Genomic DNA, 20737 nt, shown 5'->3' with positions numbered 1-20737 from the left:
CACAGGAGGCGTCGGCATCATGCCGACGCCTCCTGCGCTCGCTATAGCTTGGTTAGAGCGTGGGGATCCAGACGCGCATGCCGCCCGGGCCGCGGTTGCCCCACCGGAAGTACGGCACCAGGTCGACGGCGAAGGACCCGGCCTGTTCAGGAGCGGACGTGCCCACCACCGGATACGGCTCCGACGACGACGGCGGCCGCACCGTCGCGCTGACGCTCACCTTCGGGACGCTGACATCGCCGGGGACCAGCGCCGCGGCGGCACCCACTTCGGGCTCACCTGAGGTTTCAAGCACCACATCCTCAAGCACGACGCCGTTCGGCAGGTCAGTCTGCTCCAGCGCGTACACGATCGGTCCCCGCGTCACGGCCACGCATCCCCGCGCGGCGTCAAGGTGCGGGTGCGGGGCATGGAGCCGGGCCGGCATGTCCAGCACCAGCTCTACGGTTCCGGGTCCGACGTCGGACAGCCGAAGGTAGCCGTCCACCGGCACCACGTGGTGCTCCGTTCCGTTAACCGACAGCGCATGGCGTTCGGCCCAGGCCGGTATCCGCAGTGCCAGCGAGGGCAGGGAACCCGAGATCTCGAGACGAACGCGGCCGTCGAACGGGTATCCTGTCGCGACGGACACGGACGCCTGCGGAAGCCGGATATCGGCGGATTCGAAGAGGTGGAGCTGGAGTCCGCCGTCGTCGTCGGTTGTTGCCGCGTAGGCGTGCAGCGACGAAAGCAACCGGGCAAGGTTCGGCGGGCAGCAGGCACAGTCATACCAGGGTGCCCGGCGTGCTGGCGCCTGCTCGTGTTCGCCGTCGCGCTCGGTCCGGACGTGCAGCGGGTTGGAGTAGAAGTAGTCTGTTCCGGCCGGTGAGGTGGAACCCGCAACCGCGTTGTATAGGGCGCGCTCGAGCTCGTCCGCGTACCGCGCCTCACCCGTGATCAGCAGCATCCGCCAGTTGAACTGGACACTGGAGATGGCGGCACAGGTCTCCGAGTACGCGCGGTCCGGCGGCAGTTCAAAGGGATCACCGAATGCTTCGTCACGGTGCCGGGATCCGAGGCCGCCGGTGATGTACATCTTGCGCAGGTGCACGTCGGACCAGATGCGCTTCAGCGCCGCGAGCAGGTCCTCGTCGCCGTCTTCGGTGTAGAGGTCGGCAATTCCGGCGGCCAGGTAGAGTTGGCGCACCACGTGTCCGGTGGCGCCTGGAACGTCGCGGACCGGCGTGTGGTCCTGGAAGTAGTGGTAACCGAAACGGTCCTCGCCGACGCTCTGGTGCCCGCGGGCGTCCACCATGCGGCGCGCAAGGTCCAGCCAGCGCGTATCGCCCATGTGCCGGTACAACTCCACGAGCGCCGTCTCGATCTCGGGGTGCCCGCACACCGGCGGCCGGCCGTCTGCCGGGAACGTACGCTCCACGAGTTCCGCAAAGCGGATCCCGATGTCCAGCAGATCCGTCCGACCGGTGGTTCGCGCCCAGGCAATACCGGCCTGCAGCAGGTGCCCAAGGCAGTACAGCTCGTGTCCCCACCGGAGGTCCGAGAACTGCCGGTCGGGTGTTTCGGCGTAGAAGGAGTTGAGGTAGCCGTCATCCTGCTGTGCCCGGGCAAGCAGGTCAACGGTCTCGTCGACGAACGGCAGCAGTTCCGGGATGTCGCTGCGGCCGGCCTCCCAGCCGATGGCTTCGAGCACCTTGTAGATGTCGGAGTCAGCGAAGTGGAAGCCCCTAAACTTACCCGGCTCGCGCGCTGCCGCCGCCCGCATGTTCGGCAGCGCACCCGACTCCTCGAGCCGCGCGATGCAGTGCTGGAGGCTCGCCCTGCGGTTGATCCGCTGCCAGGAACCGAGCATGCCGTCCGGCGCGAAGGTGACAGCGTCGAAGCCAAGGGGGCTCAGGGCCAGCCGGTCCGTTGAGCGCGGCGCGGCCGGTGCAACTTGAGCGGTTTCGGGTCTCATGGGCTGTTCCTAGTCCCAGCGCGCCGTGGGCCAGCCGTCTTCCCAGTTCAGTGGGACCAGGCCGAGCCGGAACGCGCCGTCGAGTGCTTCATCGTAGTAGTGGAAGGCCAGCATGTCGCCGGACACCGACTGCCCGCCCGGGCCCACGCGCGGTCCGTCGCTCGCCAGCAGCGGAGTGCCGCCGTCGTCGAGCATGGGCACGCCGTCGCGGTCCACGTAGGGGCCTTCGATGTCAGTGGACCGTCCCACCGCCATGTTGTAGGTGCTCTCAAGACCCTTGCAGCAGAAGTCCTTCGAGACGAAGAGGTAGTAATAGCCATCCCGTGCAACGAGGTAGGGCGCTTCGATTGCGTTGGGTGGGCTCTGCCGGTCAGCGATGGTTACCGGTTCAGCCGCGGGATCGGCGAGGAGTCCGGACGGCCATTCGAGTTCAACTATCTGCAGCCCTCCCCAGAAGGAGCCGAAGCTCATCCAGGGTGTGCCGTCCTCGTCCTCGACAATGCCGGCGTCGATCGCGTTGAAGTTCTTCCCCTCCGAGGAGATAACCTCCCCCTGGTCGACCCACTCGTAGGCGGGGTCATCGGGGTCGAGGGTGGTGTTCGTCGCCAGCGCGATCACCGAGGTGTTGCTTCCGAACGTGGACGCGGAGTAGTAGAGGTACCAGGTGCCGTCATGCTCGTAGAGTTCCGGGGCCCACAGATTGTCGACGCCGGGAACCGCCTCCGACAGCCATTCCGGCTTTTCCTGCCACACTTCTCCCGCGTATTCCCAGTGCTCGCCGTCCTCGGAGCGGCGGACCTGGATGTTGCCGTCCGCGGTCTGGCCGTCGCCGGTGGAGTAGACAAACCAGTCGCCATCTCCTGACCCGGCCACCAGCGCCGGGTCGTGGGTGAAGTAGTCGCCGGTCACCTCCTGCTCCCCCGCAGGCGGCGCGGCACAGCCCGCCATCCCGAGCACGAGGGTGATCAGGATGGCGGGCCGTGCCGCTGCGCGAACCTTCACTAGCCGAGCGCGATCGCTGACCAGGAAACCGGGGGCAGCGACACGGTGAGGATGCCGCCGTCGAGCACTGCGCCCTGGAGCTGCTTCAGGCCCACCCGGTTCTGGTCCTCAAGCGTGTTCTTGGCGTAGACGTCCTCATCATGCAGGGTGACAGCCTCGTTGATGAGCTCAACGCCCAGCTGGCTTACATCGATCGAAACGTCGATGGTATCGGTCTGGCTGCGGTTGACGAGGAACAGCGCCGCGTTACCGGCGTCAACCGTTGCGACCGCGTCAATCAGCGGCGCGTCGCCGTAGACCTTCGTCGAGTAGGTACCGGCGTCGATCTGCGGGCGCAGCACCTCGCCCTTCGCCAGCCGCGAAGTGACGGAGAAGGGGAAGAAGGTTGTCTGCCGCCAGGTGTCGCCGCCGGGCTCGGTCATGATCGGGGCGATCACGTTGACCAGTTGCGCGAGCGACGCCGAGGCTACCCGGTCGTGGTTCTTCAGCAGCGTGATCAGCAGATTGCCGAAGACCACCGCGTCGGCGACAGAGTACGTGTCCTCGAGCTGGCGCGGGGCAACGCGCCACTCGTCATTGACCTCGTCCGATGCCTGGTGCTCGTCGAGGTACCAGATGTTCCACTCGTCGAAGGAGAGCTTGATCGTCTTGTTGCTCTTCAACTTGTGCTTCACATGATCAGCGGTGGCGACCACGGTCTCGATGAAGTACTGCATGTCCAGCGAGGACGCGAGGTAGGAATCGAGGTCCCCGTTCCGCTCCTGGTAGTAGGCATGGCAGGAGATGTAATCCACGTAGTCGTAGCTCTGCTCGAGGACTACGCGCTCCCACTCGCCGAAGGTCGGCATGGAAGAGCCGGAGGAGCCACAGACCACCAGCTCGAGGTCCTTGTCCGCCGTCTTCATAGCGGAGGCGGTCCGGGCGGCGATCTTGCCGTAGTCCTCGGCGGACATGTGGCCAATCTGCCAGGGACCGTCCATCTCGTTGCCGAGGCACCACATGCGGATGTTGTACGGTTCCTTGGCGCCGTTGGTGATGCGCTGGTCGCTCAGCGCGGTTCCGGAGGGGTGGTTGGCGTATTCGAGCAGGTCAAGCGCCGCTTCAATGCCGCGGGTGCCCAGGTTCACGGCCATCATCAGCTCGGAGTCGGTGAGCTTGCACCAGCGGGCGAACTCCTCGAGGCCAACCTGGTTGGTTTCGAGGGAGTGCCACGCCAAATCGCGGCGGACGGGGCGCTGGTCGCGGGGGCCGACGCCGTCTTCCCAGCGGTAGCCGGATACAAAGTTGCCGCCGGGGTAGCGGATGGTGGTGGAGCCGAGTTCGCGGACGAGTTCGATGACGTCCATGCGGAAGCCGTCCTCGTTGGCGGTCGGGTGGCCGGGTTCGTAGATGCCGTCATACACGCAGCGGCCGAGGTGCTCAACGAAGGAGCCGAAAATTCGCCGGCTGATCGGCGCAACGACTGCTGACCGGTCAATGCGGATGGTGGTCGGCGCCTCCACGGGAAGGTCGGTGCCTCCGGCGGGCGTCGTGGCCGCCGTCGAGTCGGGCGTAGTGGTGGTGGTCACGGGTGATTCCTTATCTATGCAGTGGTCTGGGATGTAGGTAGAGCGGGTGGCAGGACGGAAGGCTAGATGGCTGGGGTCAGCTGACGTGACCTCCCCGGGCGGGTTCGGCGCCCGGAGGCACCGCCGTCGTTCTGGGCAAGTGTGTCCAGCCGGTGGCCGATGACGAGGCTGGAAACCAGCAGCGGCAGTGAGGCACCGACCAGCGGCAGCAGCGCGCTAACGCCGCTGAGCAGGATCGCGACACCGGCGACCGACACCAGCCAGGCCAGCGTCATTCCCGGCGATGCCAGCGGAAGCACCAGCGCGTAGCGCCAGGTCCGCCGCACCGAATCGCGGTGGCGGGAGCAAACAACGACGGCGGCACCCGCCGACACTGCCACCGCTGCGGAGACGACGACGGCGAGCGCGCTGAGCGCGACCTGCAGGCCTGCCGTCGCGCCGGGGAGGGTTACCGCGTTCAGCAGAGCCAGCAGTCCCGCGATCATGAACAGGCTGCCCACCTTGTTGGCATGAAGGAACTGGGCGCGGTAGGCGGTCACGAAGTCGCTGATCAGCCGGTCGCCCGGGTCTCCCGCGCGGAGCCGTGCGAGCAGCACGGTGGTCGCGACGGCGCTCGGAAAGATCCCGAAGACCACCAGCCCGGCCAGGGTCCCGGCGAGGAAGAGGAGATTCAGGAGTACCAGCTGCATGACGAACCGCAGCCAGTCCATGAGGCGTCCTGCCCATCCCGGGGTGCTGTTATCCATGCCTGTGCCCATCGTCAGGGTCCCTGGGTTCCGGCATAGACAACGCCGAACTGGTCGATTCCACTGAAGGACAGTGCGGCCCGGTTCCGGGAGAAGTCCCAGGAGCCGAAGACCACAGCGTCCAATCCGGTTCCGGCCACAGTAAGGCGCACCTGGCGGGGTTCACCGTCGGAGGTGGCGCCACGGAGGTCCTTCACGGTCATGGCCTGGGCTTCGACCAGTTCGGTCGACTCCGGGGCGAAGCGCACCACGCGCCAGGTGCCGCTGATCTCCGTAGGCTCCGGAAGAGTTTCCCGCTCCGGCCCGGCGTAGGGCTGCGGCGAGACGACCGGCCAACCGTTCGCGGTGGTGAAGACCCGCCGTAGCTGCACCATGTGCTGGGTGGGATCCTCGGCGAAGCGGACGTGGTGCACCATGAACTGCTGCTCACCCTTTCGCTCATCGGCGGGCACGGTGAGGACAGAGTTGTGGCCCGGCGCGAGCCAGGCGGTGTCGCCGTCGAACCGGTAGCTGCCCAGGATTTTGGTACCCACGCTGTGCGGAGCGGCGTCAATATCGGTCATTTCGGCGCCGTTCGCATCACGGTAGGGCCCGGTGATCTCGTCGGCTAGAGCAACCCGCACGTTGTAGGTGTTGAACAGGGAGTCGTAGGAGACGAAGAGGACGTAGCGGTCATCCTCCTGGCGGTACTGGACGAAGGCCCCCTCAATGGCCCGGTCGACGTCGGTATGCCGGCGGGCAATACATGTGCCGAGGTCGCCCTCCGTCAGTGCCAGCCCGGTTTCCGCGTCGAGGCGCAGAGTGTGGATACCCGAGAAGAAGGAACCGTAGGTCAGCCAAGGGTCGCCGTGCCGGTCGAAGGTGACCGCGGCGTCGATCGCATTTTGCGTGTCCCGTCCGGAGCGTGTGCGGACCACGAGGCCGCGGTCTTCCCAAGGCCCCGCAGGGCTTCCTGCCACAGCCAGGCCTATGGCCGAGGTGCTGGAGCCGAAAGTGGAGGCCGAGTAGTACATGTGCCACCGGGCCTCCCCTGCCGGCGCCGGCCAGCGCACAACCTCCGGCGCCCAGAGTCCCTTCGCGCCGCTCCACTCGAACGCCGCGGCCGGCACACCGTCGAGCGCGGTGCCGCGGTACGTCCATTCGATGAGGTCCGAGGAGGAGCGCACGTGCACTCCGGCCGGGATGTCGTGGAAGTTGGCGACGGCGTCGGTGGAGAACATGTAGTAGGTGCCGTCGTCGTCCCTCACCACGGTGGGGTCATGGGCGTGGCGGGGCCCCCAGGTCTCCGGTCCGGTAGTGGAAGCGGGCTTCAGGTTTTCCAGAAGAGACATCGGTCAGCCCTTCGAACCGGTGAGCGCGATGGATTCGATGATCTGCCGCTGGAACACGATGAACACGATCAGCACGGGAAGCAGCGCGACGAATGACGCAGCCATGATGAGCGGGTAGTCGGTCTGAATGGCGTACTGGGCGTTGAAGTTCGCGATGACCAGCTGCAGGGTCTGCACCTCGGGCGAGTTCAGGTAGATGATCGGCGCCAGGTAGTCGTTCCAGACGGCCATGAACCAGAGGATGAACTGCGCGGCGATCGCGGGTTTGATGACCGGGAAGATGAGGCGGAAGAAGATCTGCAGGTAGGAAGCGCCGTCGATCCTTGCCGCTTCGATGATCGAATCCGGCACCGAGGTCAGGTACTGGCGCAGAAAGAAGATCATGATGATGTTGCCGAAGATGAAGGGCACGATCAGCGGAAGCAGGGTGTCCACCCAGCCAATGGACGCGAACATCGTGAACTGCGGAATCATCAGGGTTGGGAACGGCACCATGAGCGCTGCGAGCAGACTCAGGAACACCACGTTCTTGTACGGCATGCGCATCTTCGCGAAAGCGAAGGCCGCCAGGGCGGAGAACAGTGTTCCGACGATGGTGACGGTGCACGCCACGATGAGGCTGTTCTGGATACCGCTGAGCAGAGGTCCGGCTGACCAGATCCGCAGGTAATTCTCCCAGACGAAGGGATCGGGAATCCACTGCGGCGGCAGTGCGAAGACGCCTTCGCGGGTTTTCAGTGACGTGGAGAACGTCCAGAGCAGAGGAGCAACCATCACGATGGCGCCAAGCGAGAGCACAATCGTCACGATGACGTTGATCAGTCGGTGCCGACGCTCCGAAGGTGAGAGACCGCGGGTCTTGGGCGACGCCGGCCGGTTGCGGGCGGACTTGCCGTCCGGGAGGCCTTGCTCGGGCTTGAGCGGCGGCGCGGTGGGGAGGACGCGTTGGGAGGACATGGTGACCTGCCTCAATCAATCGAGAACTGGTTGCGGCGGTTCAGCCGGAACTGGATGAAGGTAATGAGGAACACCATGAGGCCGAGCACAACCGACATGGCTGATGCGTAACCCATCTGCAGGTTGTCGAAGGCCTTTTGCCAGATGTACCAAACGATGGTGGCCGAGGAGAACTCAGGGCCGCCGGTCGGGGTCATGATGTTGATTTCGACGAACACCTGGGATCCGGCGATGACACTCGTGACCACCAGGAAGAAGGTGACCGGACGGACCATGGGAACGGTGATGTGGCGGAACTGCTTCCAGGCACCGGCACCGTCGAGGGCTGCTGCTTCGTAGAGGTGGCGCGGCACGGATTGCAGGGCGGCCAGATAGAGCAGCATCGAGAAGCCGAGGCCCTTCCAGATGGCCATGATGATCAGAGCGGGCTTGACCGTGGAGGTGTCCTGCAGCCAGTTGGGTCCGTCGATGCCGACGAGCGCGAGGATCTGATTGATCAGGCCGAAGTCACCGTTGAAGGCCCACTGCCACAGGATGGCTACTGCAGCGATGGAGGAGATCACGGGGACGTAGTACACGGTGCGGAAGAAGGTGGTGCCATGCATTTTCCGGTTCATGGCCAGCGCCAGGGCCAGTGAGATCACCAGCCCGATCGGGATCCCGATCATCAGAAAGAAGGTGTTGTACATGGCTTTCAGGAAGTAGGGGTCCTGAAACATGGCGATGTAGTTATTGAGTCCGCTGAACACCGGAGCCGTGAGCCCGTTCCAGTCGGTGAAGGAAGCGTAGATGGAAAACAGCATCGGGTAGAGGGTGAACAGCAGAAACCCGATGACCGGCAGGGCAACGAACGCCAGCGCAGTCAGGTGTTCCTGCCGGTGGAGCCGGGATCGGCGCGTGGTGGTGGACATCTGAAATCCTCGTTGATTCAAGCACGTGTGGGGTCGCCCGGCAGGAGCCTGGCTGGAAGGGTGCCGCGGCCGGTCTTCGCGCGGCCGCGGCACCCGGTCTGGTCAGCGGTTGGTCCGGTGTGCCCGGAAGCTAGCCACCGATGCCTGCCTGCTGGTTGGCTGCGTCGAGGAACTGCTGCATCTTGGGCTGCGCTTCCTTCACGTACTCGGCAGCTGTCTTCTTGCCATCCAGAACGGGCTGGATGTTGGTGAAGAATTCGTCATACCACTCGGCGTTGTAGGTGAGTTCACTCGGAAGCGGGCGCCCGTATTCACGGACAACCTCGAGGAATTCCTCCTTGTTGGCGGGCATGGTGGTGTCGTCGCTCGCCCACTCCTCGGCCATGTCCTCAAGGTTGGGGATCTGGACGCCGGCGTCGGTGAGGGTCTGCTGTGCTTCCTCATTCGCCGAGAGGTAGGTGGCGAGCTTCGCCGCTTCCTCAGGGTGCTTGCTGGCGTTGGATACCGCGATGCCGAGGGTTCCGGTGTAGGTGGCGGGTTCGCCCGTCGCGCCGACCGGGTAAGGAATCAGGTCGTACTCGAAGGGAAGTTCCTCATAGGTGGAGAGGTCCCACGGTCCCACGGGGAAGAAGCCGATCTCGCCCTTCATCCACCGCTGGTAGGTGTCGAGGGTCTGTGCTTCGCCTGCGGACGGAGTCACTTCGTGCACGTTCTGCAGGTCCGCGAACCACTGGAGTGCTTCGATGAATTCAGGGGTGTCGATGGTGACCTTGGTGCGGTCCTCGTTCAGCCAGTCGCCACCGTTGGACCATACGAACGCCGGGAGGTTCCAGACCACGTTAAGGCCGGTGCCCCACTGGTCCAGCTTGCCGTCACCGTCGGTGTCCTTGGTGAGCTGCTTGGAAACATCGACGAACTCTTCCATGGTGTAGGGCTCATCGGGATCGGGAAGGGGGATGCCTGCTTCCTCGAACATGGTCTTGTTGTAGCCGAACGAGAACGGTCCAATGTCCTTGGGCAACGCGTAGATGGCGCCCTGGCCGCTGAGTTCCCCGTCGAAGCGGTAGCTGTCCACACCGTAATCCCAGATGTTGTCGAGATCGATATTCTCTGAGCCCTCGACGTTCTCGGTGATGTCCTTGATGATGCCGTTCTTCACATAAGCCTGCACTTCACCCGGGCTGATGTAGAAAACATCAGGGATCTGCCGGCCGGAGATGGCTGCCTTGAGCTTGGTGCTGTACTGGTCGGCGGTGGTCAGGATCATGTTGACCTCAACGCCGTTGTCCTTCTCGAATTGGGAGACTGCCTGCTCGTAGGCCTTCTTGTCATCAGGCCCACCGCGGTACATGAAGGTGAGGGTTTTTTCGCCGTCTTCTCCGCCGCCCGCGGCAGCGGCGCATCCGCTGAGCAAGAAGCTTGCGACCGCTGCTGCTGCGATGGTCTTGCTGATGGTACGTGACTTCATCATCACGTGGTCCTTCCGGTTAGGGGTATGAGGGGATACCAGTCCAAACTGGTAGCAACGCTGCACTTACAACGTTGATTACAACGTTGAAAACGAGAATGACACAGATCACACCCGTCCGTCAATGGGCCTTTCTGAAAGTGTCCGAGCGTCCGCGTGCAAATCTGCACCCTCAGCCCTTGCTCCACCCCGGTGGCAGGACCACCAAAACTCAACCCTTGACGCCCACGGAACCACGTGTCATATTTTCAACGTTGTAATTCTGCAGCGCATCCTGACCGAAAGGACCGTGATAATGACGTCACGATCACCACAAAGCCAGCTCCGCCAACGCATTACCAAAGCAACCGCAGCACTCGGAATGAGTGTTGGGCTGATCCTGAGCGGGACAGCCACCGCACCGGCGGTCCTGGCCGACACCACCAAGAACGCTCCTCAGACCTGGACCGGGCAGGGCACTCCGTTCACCGAGGACCTGCCCGGCGGCAAGTCCGTGGTGGGAGAGACCTCCCCCATCCATGACCCGGCCCTCATCATTGACGACGACGGCACCTGGTACGTCTACTCCACCGGCCGAATCAACCGGGAGAACGGCGGAACAATCCAGATCTGGTCCTCTCACGATGAAGGCACCACCTGGGAGTACACCGGCACGGTCTGGGACCAGATCCCCGGCTGGATCGACGAACACTTCGCCGGCGGCGTCCTCCCTGACAACCTCTGGGCACCCGAAATCTACGAGAACGACGGCACGTATTACCTGTACTACTCCGCGTCCCAGTTCGGCACCAGCAACTCCCTCACCGCGCTGGCCACGAACACCACGCTCGATCCCGACGATCCCGATTACGAATGGGTGGACCAGGGGCTGGTGATCTCCTCCCCGGCAACCGGGCTGGACCCCAACAACCCGGGCAAGACCTTCAACGCGATCGACGCCGGCATCGTCGAGGGCGAGGACGGCAAGCCCTACATGGCCATCGGCTCCTTCTGGTACGGTATCTTCCTGGTCCCGATCGAGTGGCCCAGCGGAAAGCCCGTGGAGAACTGGCAGTCCCAGACCGTGAACATCGCTGACCGGTTCATGTGGGGCAACCCCATTGAGGCCCCGTACATCACCAAGAACGGCGACTACTACTACCTCTTTGTCTCCTTCGACTCCTGCTGCCGCGGCGGCGACTCAACGTACAAGATCGCCGTTGGCCGGTCAGAGTCGGTCACGGGCCCGTACCTCGACAAGGACGGCCGGGACATGTTCGGTGGCGGCGGCACGGTCGTGTTGGACGCCCACGGCGCCATCACCGGTCCGGGCGGCCAGTCCGTCTTCGGCGACTATCTCGCCTTCCACTATTACGACGGCGCCAACGAGGAGATCCCGTACTTCCCCACCCTGGGCCTTCAGAAGATCAACTGGGTTGACGGTTGGCCCGAGTTCAACCAAACGGTTGAGCTACCCAAGGTGACGCAGGCTCCCCAGCCAGATGCCGCCGTCGTCGGCGGTAAGGTGACCTTCCGCGCGGAGGCAACGGGCACTCCGGCGCCGGTGGCGCAGTGGGATATCTCCTCGGACGACGGCGCCACCTGGCAGCGCCTGACTGATCAGCCGGCCACCATCAACGCCGGCGACGGCCTGCGGCGGTCACAGCTGACGCTGAAGAAGCTCACCGCTGAGCAGGACGGTTTGCTGGTCCGGGCTGTCTTCTCCAACGCCCACGGAACCGCAACAACCGAACCCGTGGCGGTTGAAGTGCGGACACCGGGCGCGAGCGGCCGCTAGCCCCAACGCACTGCCGTGCGACCGAAGCACGGCAACGCGGTATTCTGCCGGTGGGACACGTTATCGCGTGTCCCACCGGTTCCAACACGAAAAGGACACTAGCAATGGCGGCGACCCTGCATGATGTGGCCCAGGTGGCCGGGGTGTCGTTCAAGACGGTGTCCAACGTCATCAACCACCACCCCAACGTTCGGCCGTCAACACGCGAGCGCGTGGAGAAGGCCATCGCCGAGTTGGGGTACCGCCCCAACCTCACCGCCCGGAGCCTGCGTTCCGGACATACCGGCGCCATCACGCTCGCCGTGCCCCAGCTACGCCTGCCGTATTTTGCCGAGCTGGCCGACGCCGTGATCAGAGCCGCAGAGGCGCGCGGCCTGGTGGTGCTCATCGAGCAGACCAGCGGCGAGCGCGACCGCGAACTGGAGGTGCTCAAGAGCCCGCGCCTACGTATGTCGGACGGACTGATCTTCAGCCCGCTCGGCCTGGGTGAAGAGGATGCCTCGCTGGTCACCGCGGAGGTGCCCATCGTGCTGCTCGGCGAGCGGATCTTCTCCGGCAATTGTGACCACGTGACCATGCAGAACATCGAAGGCGCCCGCGCCGCAACGGAACACCTGCTGGATACCGGGCGGCGGCGCATCGCCGTCGTCGGCGCCCATGAGGGTGAGATCATTGGTTCTGCCGGGCTCCGCCTCAAGGGCTACCGCGAGGCGCTGGAGGCGCGCGGAATGGAGTACGACGACGAGTTGGTCGCCTATGTCGGAACCTGGCACCGTGCCAACGGCGCCGAAGCGATGCACGACCTGCTGGACCGCGGCGTGGAGTTTGACGCCGTCTTCGGCTTCAATGACACGCTCGCGCAGGGCGCCATGCGGGTGCTGCAGGAAGCCGGGCGCCGCATCCCCGATGACGTGGCGGTGATCGGATTCGACGACCTCGACGAGACCCGCTACTCCATTCCCACACTCAGCAGCGTCAATCCCGGACGTGAAGAGATCGCCGAGACCGCGATCAAGGTGCTCATGGAGCGCATCAAGAACCCTTCGGGCCCCGCACCGCGCGAGATCCTGACGCAGTTCGAAGTGGTGGCCAGGGAGTCGACGGCAGCCTGAGCGCTGGTTGTACGCGACTTACGCCAGCGATTCGATGATGGCGTCCGCGGGTCCCGTCCGCGCCAAGGCGAATCCGCTCCCAGCCCAGAGGTGCGCGACGTCGGCATTACCCTGGGCGACGGCGGCCTTCCGCAGCGGCGCCGTTGCATGGTGCAGGTGCGGGTATCCCGCCGGCGCGTCCCGATGCTCGAGAATGAACCGGTTCGTAAGCCCGCGAGCGTACCGTCCCGTATAGGCCCGGGTGAGCGAGGTCCCCGGAAACAAACCCCCGCTCAGCGCCGCCCGGTGCACCGGATTGGTGCCCGCTTCGTCCGCGAGGAGGAGTGCGGTACCCACCTGAACCGCATCGGCGCCAGCCTTCCGCAGCCGTACGACGTCGTTGGAACCGGACACTCCCCCGCCCGCCGCGAACGGCACCGCCACGGTCGAACGGATAGCGGCCAGTGTGTCCTCAAGCGCCTGATCAATCGGCACCGCCCGCTGGTCAAAGGTTCCGCGATGCCCGCCGGCGCTCGGCCCCTGGACCGCGAGCGCTCGTGCCCCAGCGGCTGCAGCGAACTCCGCCTCGGCGGGATTGGTCACTGTGACTATCGGCAGGATCCCGGCAGCGGCCATGCTGGCAAGAACCGGAGCGTCCGGACACCCGAACGTGAAGGAGACCGCCGCGGGCCTGGCGTCCAAGACGATTTCAAGCTTGGCGTCCCAGCCGTCTTCGTCAGCGCGGGGTTCGCCCACTTGCACTCCGAGCACGGCGGCCTCGGGGCGCAGGGAGTCAAGGTAGGCATCGAGCAGTGCCGGTTCCGGCTGGAACGCATCGGGCACAAACAGGTTCACTCCCACGGGACCGCTGGTCAGCGCGGCCGTACCGCGCAGCTGCGCCTCGAGGTCCTCCGGCGTCCGGTACCCGGCGGCTAGGAATCCGAGGCCGCCTGCGTTGCTCACGGCGGCGGCAAGCTCCGGCGTCGTCGGGCCGCCCGCCATGGGCGCTCCGATGATGGGCCTGTCCAGCTCGCGCAGGTCGAACACGGCGGCTCCTCCATGGTCGCGGGTTCCTCCAAACCTACAGGTGCGTGGGAGCGAAGAGCTTCAACAGGGTCTCGACTACGACGACGTTGGGCCCCTCCGCGGCGAAGCTCGCCTCGAGCGCCTCCCGCACGTTTTCGGGTGCCACGCGAACCGCGGGAACGCCGAAGGATTCGGCCAGTTTCACGAAGTCCGGCCGGGTGAGCTCGGTTGCGGTGGCCTTGCCGAACGCGCCTTCCATGTATTCGCGGAGGATGCCGTAACCGCCGTCGTCGACAATCAGCCAGGTGACCGGCAGGTCGTGCTGGCGTGCGGTGGCCAGTTCAGCGATCGAGTACATGGCGGAACCGTCCCCGGACACCGCGAGCACACGCGCCGGCAGGCCCTTCGACGCCAGGCCGACCGCGCCGCCGATGGCTCCGGGGAAGCCGAAGCCGAGTCCGCCGGCCCCCTGCGCGGAGTGGAACTCCCCATCCCTCGAATCCCAGCAGCTCCAGGCCCAGTATGCGGCGATGGTCATGTCCCAGAAGGTCTGCATGTCATCGGGCGCGGCCGCGCGGATGTCGGCCATGAAGGTGCGTTCCTTGCCGAGATCCTGTGAATCGAGCCGGGCCTGCACCTTGGCGAGGGTCTCAGCCACGAGCTTCCGGGGATCGTAGTCGCCGGTGCGGCGCTCGACGGGTTCCAGGGCTTCATCCAGCGCTGCGAGTGCCTGCCCGGCGTCGGCCCGGATACCCAGGGCCGGCCGGTTGGATTCGAGAACCCTCGGTTCGGCGTCAATCTGAATGATGCGCCCGCGTGGCTCCAGGGTGAAGTAGTTGGAGGTCACCTCGCCGAGGGAGGACCCGATGACCAGCAGCACATCCGCGTCCTCCAGGACCTCGGTGACATAGCGGTCCTCAGCCCACGACTGAAGTGACAGTTCGTGGTTCCAGGGGAACGCGCCGTTGCCGCCGGGTGAGCACATGACCGGCGCGTCGAGCTTTTCCGCCAGTGAGAGCAGCCACTTCTCGGCCTTTCCGCGGCGGGCACCGCCGCCGGCCACGATCGCCGGCCGCTTCGCTTCCGAGAGCCACTTGACCGCCTCGCGGACCAGTTCCACGCGCGGCGGATTGTCGAACGGCTCGGCCAGTGCGTCCTCGACCTGGGGAACGACGACGGCATCCAGCAGGACGTTCTGCGGAACCTCTACCCAGACGGGCCCCTGGGGCGAGGAGACGGCTTCGGTCCACGCGTCCTGGATTGCCGACGGGATGCCGGAGGCGTGCTGGATCAGCCGCTGGCTCTTGGTGACGTTGGCGGCGGATGCCTTCTGGTCGTCGAGCTGGTGCAGCATGCCTTTACGGCGCGCGCCCAGTCCCTCCAGTGGGATCTGGCTGGCGATGACAACCATCGGTACACCGGTGGCGTAGGCCTCCTGCAGTCCGGCGAGCGAGGTGAGCGCACCGGGACCGGTGGAGAGGAAGAGCACGCCCACTTCACCGGTTGCACGCGAGAACCCGTCGGCGGCGAACGCCGAGTTGTTCTCCACCCGGGAGGACACGAACTGGAGGTCGGAGCGGGACAGCGCGTCGAACAGGCCCAGCGCGTGCTGACCGGGAATGCCGAACACCGTCGTCGCACCGAGCGCGCTCAGGGTTTCGACCACCAGGTCACCGCCGTTGCGCTGGCCTGAAAGCGGCTGTGGGGGAACTGTGGCGTCGCTGTCAACGGACTGCATTAGCTGTCCTTTCGCGTGGAAATTTTGTCAGCCATCAGACTCACCAGATCGTAGGCCACATGTGAGGCCGCCACGCCGGTGAGCTCGGCGTGATCGTAGGCGGGGGCAACTTCGACGACGTCGGCGCCGATCAGGTTCATCCCGCGCAGACCGCGCAGGATTTCCAGGAGCTCCCTGCTGGTGATGCCGCCGGCTTCGGGGGTCCCGGTGCCCGGCGCGTGAGCCGGGTCCAGCACGTCAATGTCGATGGAGACGTAGAGGGGGCGGTTGCCGATCCGGTCACGGAGCTTGGCAACGATCTCGTCGACGCCCTGGCGGAAGACGTCCGAGGAAGTGACGATCCCGAAGCCGAAGCGCCGGTCGTCCTCCAGATCCTTCACGCCGTACAGCGGTCCGCGCGTTCCGACGTGGGAAATGGCTTCCGTGTCCAGGATCCCTTCCTCGACAGCCCGCCGAAAGGGCGTCCCGTGGGTGTACTCGGCGCCGAAGTAGGTGTCCCAGGTGTCCAGGTGCGCGTCGAAGTGCAGCAGCGCAACCGGCTCCCCGGCACGCTCGGAGGCGGCGCGCAGCAGCGGCAGCGCGATCGTGTGGTCACCGCCGAGCGTGACCAGGCTGGCGCCGTCGCGCGTCAGATCCAGCGCATTCTGCTGGACCGTCTCAATGGCTTCATTGATATTGAAGGGGTTGACCGCCATGTCGCCGGCGTCAGCGACCTGCACCCGCTCGAAGGGCGAGATGTCCATCGCAGGGTTGTAGGGGCGAAGCAGCCGCGAAGCCTCGCGGACATGGTTGGCACCGAAGCGGGCGCCCGGCCGGTAGGAAACACCGGAGTCGAACGGCACACCCACGACGGCGATATCCGCCTTCTCCACCTGGTCGATCCTCGGGAGCCGGGCAAAGGTAGCGGCACCTGCGTAGCGCGGGATCCGGGCCGAATCAATCGGCCCAAGGTGGCCCCCTGCCGTGACGCGCAGCTCTTCCATATACTTCTCCCTCGCTCCACACTCATGCCGTCGTTGCTGCATAAGTTGCCCAATAGGCATCATCTGTTTAGCGCAAGGCTAATTTGTGGCGAGCGTCTCAGTCAAGGCAGAACGGTCTAGTAGCGCGGGATCAGTGGCTTTTTAGCTCGGGCCTTGATCTGCTGCACAGCCCAGGAGTTACCGTCGGGGTCATCGAAGCCGAAGAAGGTGCCGCCGTCGCGCTTGTCAAAAACGGTGATGTCACTGACATCGACGCCGCGGCCCAGCAACGCATCCCGCGCCTCGTTGATATCGGAAACCACCAACTGCAGGCCTTTGAGCGTTCCCGGCTGCATCGCGCCCATGCCCGGCCCGTTGCCGAACACGATGGAGCAGCCGGAACCGGGCGGGGTGAGCTGCGTGAAGTGCATGCCGCCGGTGTTGGTCTCGAAATCCTGAACGAATCCCAGCTTGTCGCGGTAGAACCCGATCGAGCGTGAGATGTCGCTAACCGGCACAATGACAACTTCCAGCGTCCAGTCCATGAGTGATCCTGACCGTCGAAGGGGTGGGGCTCACGCTACCGCGACGGCTCTCATGACGTATAGCCCATCGCTTCTCGAATTGGAGGATTTTCCCAACATACAAAGCATGCTTATGGCTTACCCTAGCTTCGGGAGGCCGCTGGAACCAGCGTCCACAGGACTATGGCTTCCTCACCGGACGGGTTCAGCCAGGTGTGCGGTTCCCGTCCGGGGAATGTGATCGTATCCCCCGCTTCCATCTCGTACCGGTCATTGGAGAAGATCAGTTCGAAGCGGCCGGCCACGATGTGCAGGGTTTCGACTTCGCAGTCCACGGAGTACAGGTCCGCTTCCCCCTTCCCATACGGCTCGATCACGGCACGGATCATTTGAAGGCGCCGCTCCGAGCGTGCGGTCATGAGCCGTTCATTGATCCCTTCGCCGCCAAGGCTGATCTTCGGAGCTTCGTTGAGTTTGGTGAGGTGTGTTTCAGGCACGGTGAAGAGATCCCCGATGGAGATGGACAACACCTGGCACAGCGTGACCAGCGACGCAACCGAAGGTGACGTCAGATCCCGTTCAACCCTGCTGAGGAACCCCTTGGTGAGGCCGGTTGAATCGGCCACCTGCTCGATCGTCATCCGCTGCGCCTGACGGGCTGATCGGATCCGTGAGCCAATAGCCACCGGCGCATTGCTTGGTTCTACTGGCAAAGCCTTCATGTGGAGTCCTTCCGGGGGCTGGTCTTTGAGCATACCGACGGCATCAGCATCGTCACAGTTGACCTGTTAGTTCCGTCACAGATAGCGTATAGGACAACATCTGTTGTCTATAGGTGAAATTTTCCGTCTTCAGGAGATCCATGGAATTCGTCAATATCACCATCGTGGTGGTCTATCTGGCCTCGATGCTCGCGTTCGGCTGGTGGGGCAAGTCGCGCACCAAAAATACCAGTGACTACCTGGTGGCCGGCCGACGGCTGGGGCCGGTGCTCTATACCGGCACGATGGCGGCAGTCGTCCTCGGCGGCGCGTCCACCGTGGGCGGTGTCGGGTTGGGATACCGGTTCGGGATTTCGGGTATGTGGCTCGTTGTAGCTATCGGCACCGGAGTCCTGGTGCTCAGCCTCTTCTTCGCGCCCACCATCCAAAAGCTGAAAATCTACACTGTCTCCCAGATGCTGACGCTGCGGTACGGGCATGAGGCAACCAAGATCGCCGGGTTTGTCATGCTCGCCTACACGGTGGTGCTGTGCGCAACCTCGACCGGAGCCTACGCCACCATCTTCGTCGTACTGTTCGGCCTGGAACGGTGGCTGGCCATCGCGCTCGGCGGAATCATTGTGCTGATTTACTCGACTGTCGGCGGCATGTGGTCCATCACTCTGGCCGACATGGCGCAGTTCGTCATCAAGACGATCGGCGTCTTCGCACTCATGCTCCCTTTCTCACTCTCGGCTGCCGGTGGATTCGACGGTATTCGTGAGCGCGCCGGAGAAGAGTTCTTCAGCATCACCGGCATCGGTGCGCAGTCCATCATCACCTACTTCGTGGTCTACACCCTCGGGCTGCTCATCGGACAGGACATCTGGCAGCGCGTCTTCACGTCCAGAACGCCGGGTGTAGCCCGGTGGGGCGGCACCACCGCGGGAATCTACTGCATCCTCTACGGCATCGCGGGCGCCATGATCGGCATGGCCGCCAGCGTACTGCTCCCGGTCCTCGAAAACACCGATGACGTCTACGCCCAGGTCGCCCTTGACGTGCTTCCGATCGGAGCCGGCGGCCTGGTCCTCGCCGCCGCGGTCGCAGCGATGATGTCCACTGCTTCGGGTGCGCTGATTGCCGCGGCCACAGTGGCAAGTTCCGACGTCGTTCCCTTCGTCCGCGGCTGGCGGCACCACGGTCTGCGCGGCGGCGCAACGGTCGCGGCGGAAGGCGGCAAGGGGTCCGACCCCGAGCACGATGTCGCGGGCAACCGCCTGTGGGTGCTCGGTCTTGGCATCCTGGCGGTGGGCATCGCGATTGTGCTGAACGACGTCGTCATCGCCCTCACCATCGCGTACGACATCCTGGTCGGCGGCCTCCTGGTCGCAATCCTCGGCGGCCTCGTGTGGAAGCGCGGAACGGGCCCGGGCGCCGCGGTGTCCATGGTCGTGGGCTCAGTGGTCACCCTCGGCACCCTCGCCGTCTATGCAGGCTTCGCAATCGGCGACGGGGTGTACGCGAACGAGCCGATCTACTTCGGGCTGATCAGCTCCGCTGTGTGCTACGTCGTGGTATCGCTTGCCACCAGACCGACGGACCCCGCAGTCATGACGGCGTGGAACAAGCGTGTGGCAGGCGAGGTCCAGGAAGAGGTCCCCCTCGAGGGACCTGCTACCGCCGTGCGCTGAGACAAGCCGCTGAGTGCGCAGATAACCGCCTTCCGGCGACGTCATTCCGTGGTTATCTGCGCACTCAGCGGGTCTCGGGGGACCCCTCCGTGACAGCCCGGGATGCGGCGGTGTTGCCGGCCTTGGTTTCATCCTGGGCGGTTTCAGGCTCCGACTCCCCCTCGACGGCTTCGGGTTCGTCGTCGCCATCGTCCTCTCCGGTCCACACCTTGATCGCGGCCCAGACCACCGCGGCTACCGGCACCGCGAGAATGGCGCCGATGATTCCCGCCAGGATGGTGCCGGCGGTCAGCGCAATCAGGATCACCAGCGGATGGATGCTCAGCGAACGCCCCATCACCACCGGCTGCAGAAAGTTCCCTTCCAGCTGATTGACCACGACGACGGCGAGGATCACCATCAGCGCCACGAACGGCCCGTTGGCCACCAGTGCTACCAGTGCTGCGAGTACACCGGCAACGGTGGCGCCCACCAGTGGGACGAAGGCACCGACGAAGACGATGACGGCGAGTGGGAGCGCCAGGGGCACGCCGAGGATGAACAGGGCAAGGCCGATGAAAATTGAATCGACCAGTGCAATGATGGCTGTCCCGCGTACATAGCCGCCCAGAACATCCAGGCTTCGGAACCCCACTAGACGGGCCTTGTGAAGCCGCTCGCCACGGAATCCACGCAGCATGAATGCCCAGATTTTCTCGCCGTCCTTGAGGAAGAAGAAGAGAATGACCGCCATCAGCAGGGCCCCGGTGAGGAACGTACCCGCCGCAGTAAGGCCTGAGAGCGCGGTGGACCCTGCCGTGGCGCTGGTGGCGAAGTCCACCACCGCCTGTCGGGCCTCCGCGATCTGGGCCTCATCGATCGGCAACGGTCCGGTCCGGATGAAGTCATAGACCTGGTCGAATCCCTCGTTGGCGCTCGCTACCAGCTCATCAAACTGGCCGCGAACCGCGAAGACGATTCCGGTGACCACGCCACCCAGGACACCCAGCAGCAGCAGGAAGGCGAATGCCGTTGCGAGCGCGCCCGGCCAGCCCTTGTGCCGCAGCATATTGACCAGTGGACTGATCGCGGCCGCCAGGATGAGCGCCAGCAGCAGCGGAATGACTACGAGGCGAATCTGGATCAATCCGTAGATTGCCACCACCAGCGCTGTGAGGAGCAACAGGAGCTGAGCGGCGCGGAGGCTCGCCCGGCCAAGACTGTCTCTCCACGGGCTCGCCTGGTTCTGTGTTGCACTGGTGTCGCGACGGTACTCCACGGGCGCTTCTTCCTTGCTGTTATTCGGCG

17 protein-coding genes are annotated in these 20737 nt (G+C 64.7%); 3 read left to right on the top strand and 14 right to left on the bottom strand.

Annotated elements, in window-relative coordinates; all coding sequences use genetic code 11:
- Nucleotides 1–52: 52 nt before the first annotated feature.
- From AC4D1W_RS00585 to AC4D1W_RS00550, 8 genes are all read right to left on the bottom strand, one after another.
- Nucleotides 53–1954 carry a glycoside hydrolase family 127 protein gene (locus AC4D1W_RS00585; protein ID WP_490897397.1) on the bottom strand — a complete coding sequence of 634 codons (1902 nt, stop codon included), beginning with the start codon at nucleotides 1952–1954 and terminating at the stop codon, nucleotides 53–55.
- 9 nt (nucleotides 1955–1963) lie between these two features.
- A complete protein-coding gene (locus AC4D1W_RS00580) occupies nucleotides 1964–2956 on the bottom strand; it encodes an arabinan endo-1,5-alpha-L-arabinosidase (protein WP_490897396.1) in 993 nt (330 codons plus the stop codon).
- The gene (gene arfA / locus AC4D1W_RS00575; RefSeq protein ID WP_490897872.1) at nucleotides 2956–4458 is read right to left on the bottom strand and encodes an arabinosylfuranosidase ArfA; all 1503 of its coding nucleotides are present in this window, start codon (nucleotides 4456–4458) and stop codon (nucleotides 2956–2958) included. Before arfA ends, AC4D1W_RS00580 begins: the two co-directional genes overlap by 1 nt.
- Before the next feature lie 128 nt (nucleotides 4459–4586).
- The gene (locus AC4D1W_RS00570; RefSeq protein WP_490897395.1) at nucleotides 4587–5270 is read right to left on the bottom strand and encodes a YesL family protein; all 684 of its coding nucleotides are present in this window, start codon (nucleotides 5268–5270) and stop codon (nucleotides 4587–4589) included.
- A gap of 14 nt (nucleotides 5271–5284) precedes the next feature.
- The gene (locus AC4D1W_RS00565) at nucleotides 5285–6601 is read right to left on the bottom strand and encodes an arabinan endo-1,5-alpha-L-arabinosidase (RefSeq protein WP_490897394.1); all 1317 of its coding nucleotides are present in this window, start codon (nucleotides 6599–6601) and stop codon (nucleotides 5285–5287) included.
- 3 nt (nucleotides 6602–6604) lie between these two features.
- Nucleotides 6605–7558 (bottom strand): carbohydrate ABC transporter permease, encoded by a 954-nt coding sequence (locus tag AC4D1W_RS00560; RefSeq protein WP_490897393.1) that lies wholly within the window; start codon nucleotides 7556–7558, stop codon nucleotides 6605–6607.
- Nucleotides 7559–7569: 11 nt separating this feature from the next.
- Nucleotides 7570–8469, bottom strand: a complete 900-nt coding sequence (locus AC4D1W_RS00555; RefSeq protein ID WP_490897392.1) for a carbohydrate ABC transporter permease — start codon at nucleotides 8467–8469, stop codon at nucleotides 7570–7572.
- Nucleotides 8470–8599: 130 nt separating this feature from the next.
- Nucleotides 8600–9940 (bottom strand): ABC transporter substrate-binding protein, encoded by a 1341-nt coding sequence (locus tag AC4D1W_RS00550; protein WP_490892173.1) that lies wholly within the window; start codon nucleotides 9938–9940, stop codon nucleotides 8600–8602.
- A gap of 292 nt (nucleotides 9941–10232) precedes the next feature.
- On the opposite strand from AC4D1W_RS00550, the gene AC4D1W_RS00545 reads away from it, so the two are divergent.
- Together AC4D1W_RS00545 and AC4D1W_RS00540 are read left to right on the top strand one after the other, a co-directional pair.
- On the top strand, nucleotides 10233–11714 hold the full coding sequence (locus AC4D1W_RS00545; RefSeq protein WP_490897391.1) for a family 43 glycosylhydrolase: 1482 nt from the start codon (nucleotides 10233–10235) through the stop codon (nucleotides 11712–11714).
- Nucleotides 11715–11818: 104 nt separating this feature from the next.
- Nucleotides 11819–12826 carry a LacI family DNA-binding transcriptional regulator gene (locus AC4D1W_RS00540; protein WP_490892171.1) on the top strand — a complete coding sequence of 336 codons (1008 nt, stop codon included), beginning with the start codon at nucleotides 11819–11821 and terminating at the stop codon, nucleotides 12824–12826.
- A gap of 18 nt (nucleotides 12827–12844) precedes the next feature.
- Here the strand turns inward: AC4D1W_RS00540 and AC4D1W_RS00535 are convergent, their stop codons facing one another.
- The 5 genes from AC4D1W_RS00535 to AC4D1W_RS00515 form a co-directional block, all read right to left on the bottom strand.
- Nucleotides 12845–13852, bottom strand: coding sequence for a nitronate monooxygenase (locus tag AC4D1W_RS00535; protein ID WP_490897390.1), 1008 nt, complete (start codon nucleotides 13850–13852; stop codon nucleotides 12845–12847).
- Between the two features lie 34 nt (nucleotides 13853–13886).
- The gene (locus tag AC4D1W_RS00530) at nucleotides 13887–15569 is read right to left on the bottom strand and encodes a thiamine pyrophosphate-binding protein (RefSeq protein ID WP_490897389.1); all 1683 of its coding nucleotides are present in this window, start codon (nucleotides 15567–15569) and stop codon (nucleotides 13887–13889) included.
- Entirely contained in the window at nucleotides 15569–16552 is a 984-nt protein-coding gene (speB, locus tag AC4D1W_RS00525; protein WP_490897388.1) for an agmatinase, read from the bottom strand. The genes AC4D1W_RS00530 and speB overlap by 1 nt, the downstream gene beginning before the upstream one ends.
- 116 nt (nucleotides 16553–16668) lie before the next feature.
- Nucleotides 16669–17076, bottom strand: coding sequence for a VOC family protein (locus AC4D1W_RS00520; RefSeq protein WP_490892167.1), 408 nt, complete (start codon nucleotides 17074–17076; stop codon nucleotides 16669–16671).
- 122 nt (nucleotides 17077–17198) lie between these two features.
- Nucleotides 17199–17777, bottom strand: coding sequence for a helix-turn-helix domain-containing protein (locus AC4D1W_RS00515; RefSeq protein ID WP_490892166.1), 579 nt, complete (start codon nucleotides 17775–17777; stop codon nucleotides 17199–17201).
- Nucleotides 17778–17917: 140 nt separating this feature from the next.
- On the opposite strand from AC4D1W_RS00515, the gene AC4D1W_RS00510 reads away from it, so the two are divergent.
- Nucleotides 17918–19450 carry a sodium:solute symporter family protein gene (locus AC4D1W_RS00510; protein WP_490892165.1) on the top strand — a complete coding sequence of 511 codons (1533 nt, stop codon included), beginning with the start codon at nucleotides 17918–17920 and terminating at the stop codon, nucleotides 19448–19450.
- A 64-nt stretch (nucleotides 19451–19514) separates the two neighbouring features.
- Here AC4D1W_RS00510 and AC4D1W_RS00505 read toward each other — a convergent pair whose 3' ends face one another.
- Nucleotides 19515–20708, bottom strand: a complete 1194-nt coding sequence (locus AC4D1W_RS00505; protein ID WP_490892164.1) for an AI-2E family transporter — start codon at nucleotides 20706–20708, stop codon at nucleotides 19515–19517.
- Nucleotides 20709–20737 lie beyond the last annotated feature (29 nt).

This window comes from Arthrobacter sp. TJ-170, assembly GCF_058269305.1.
This window is presented reverse-complemented; position numbering and strand designations above follow the sequence as displayed.

Coding starts and splice junctions, on each gene's coding strand:
- AC4D1W_RS00585 (WP_490897397.1), bottom strand. CDS start 1,954: ATGAGACCCGAAACCGCTCAAGTTGCACCGGCCGCGCCGCGCTCAACG.
- AC4D1W_RS00570 (WP_490897395.1), bottom strand. CDS start 5,270: ATGGATAACAGCACCCCGGGATGGGCAGGACGCCTCATGGACTGGCTG.
- AC4D1W_RS00565 (WP_490897394.1), bottom strand. CDS start 6,601: ATGTCTCTTCTGGAAAACCTGAAGCCCGCTTCCACTACCGGACCGGAG.
- AC4D1W_RS00560 (WP_490897393.1), bottom strand. CDS start 7,558: ATGTCCTCCCAACGCGTCCTCCCCACCGCGCCGCCGCTCAAGCCCGAG.
- AC4D1W_RS00555 (WP_490897392.1), bottom strand. CDS start 8,469: ATGTCCACCACCACGCGCCGATCCCGGCTCCACCGGCAGGAACACCTG.
- AC4D1W_RS00550 (WP_490892173.1), bottom strand. CDS start 9,940: ATGATGAAGTCACGTACCATCAGCAAGACCATCGCAGCAGCAGCGGTC.
- AC4D1W_RS00545 (WP_490897391.1), top strand. CDS start 10,233: ATGACGTCACGATCACCACAAAGCCAGCTCCGCCAACGCATTACCAAA.
- AC4D1W_RS00540 (WP_490892171.1), top strand. CDS start 11,819: ATGGCGGCGACCCTGCATGATGTGGCCCAGGTGGCCGGGGTGTCGTTC.
- AC4D1W_RS00530 (WP_490897389.1), bottom strand. CDS start 15,569: ATGCAGTCCGTTGACAGCGACGCCACAGTTCCCCCACAGCCGCTTTCA.
- speB (WP_490897388.1), bottom strand. CDS start 16,552: ATGGAAGAGCTGCGCGTCACGGCAGGGGGCCACCTTGGGCCGATTGAT.
- AC4D1W_RS00520 (WP_490892167.1), bottom strand. CDS start 17,076: ATGGACTGGACGCTGGAAGTTGTCATTGTGCCGGTTAGCGACATCTCA.
- AC4D1W_RS00515 (WP_490892166.1), bottom strand. CDS start 17,777: ATGAAGGCTTTGCCAGTAGAACCAAGCAATGCGCCGGTGGCTATTGGC.
- AC4D1W_RS00510 (WP_490892165.1), top strand. CDS start 17,918: ATGGAATTCGTCAATATCACCATCGTGGTGGTCTATCTGGCCTCGATG.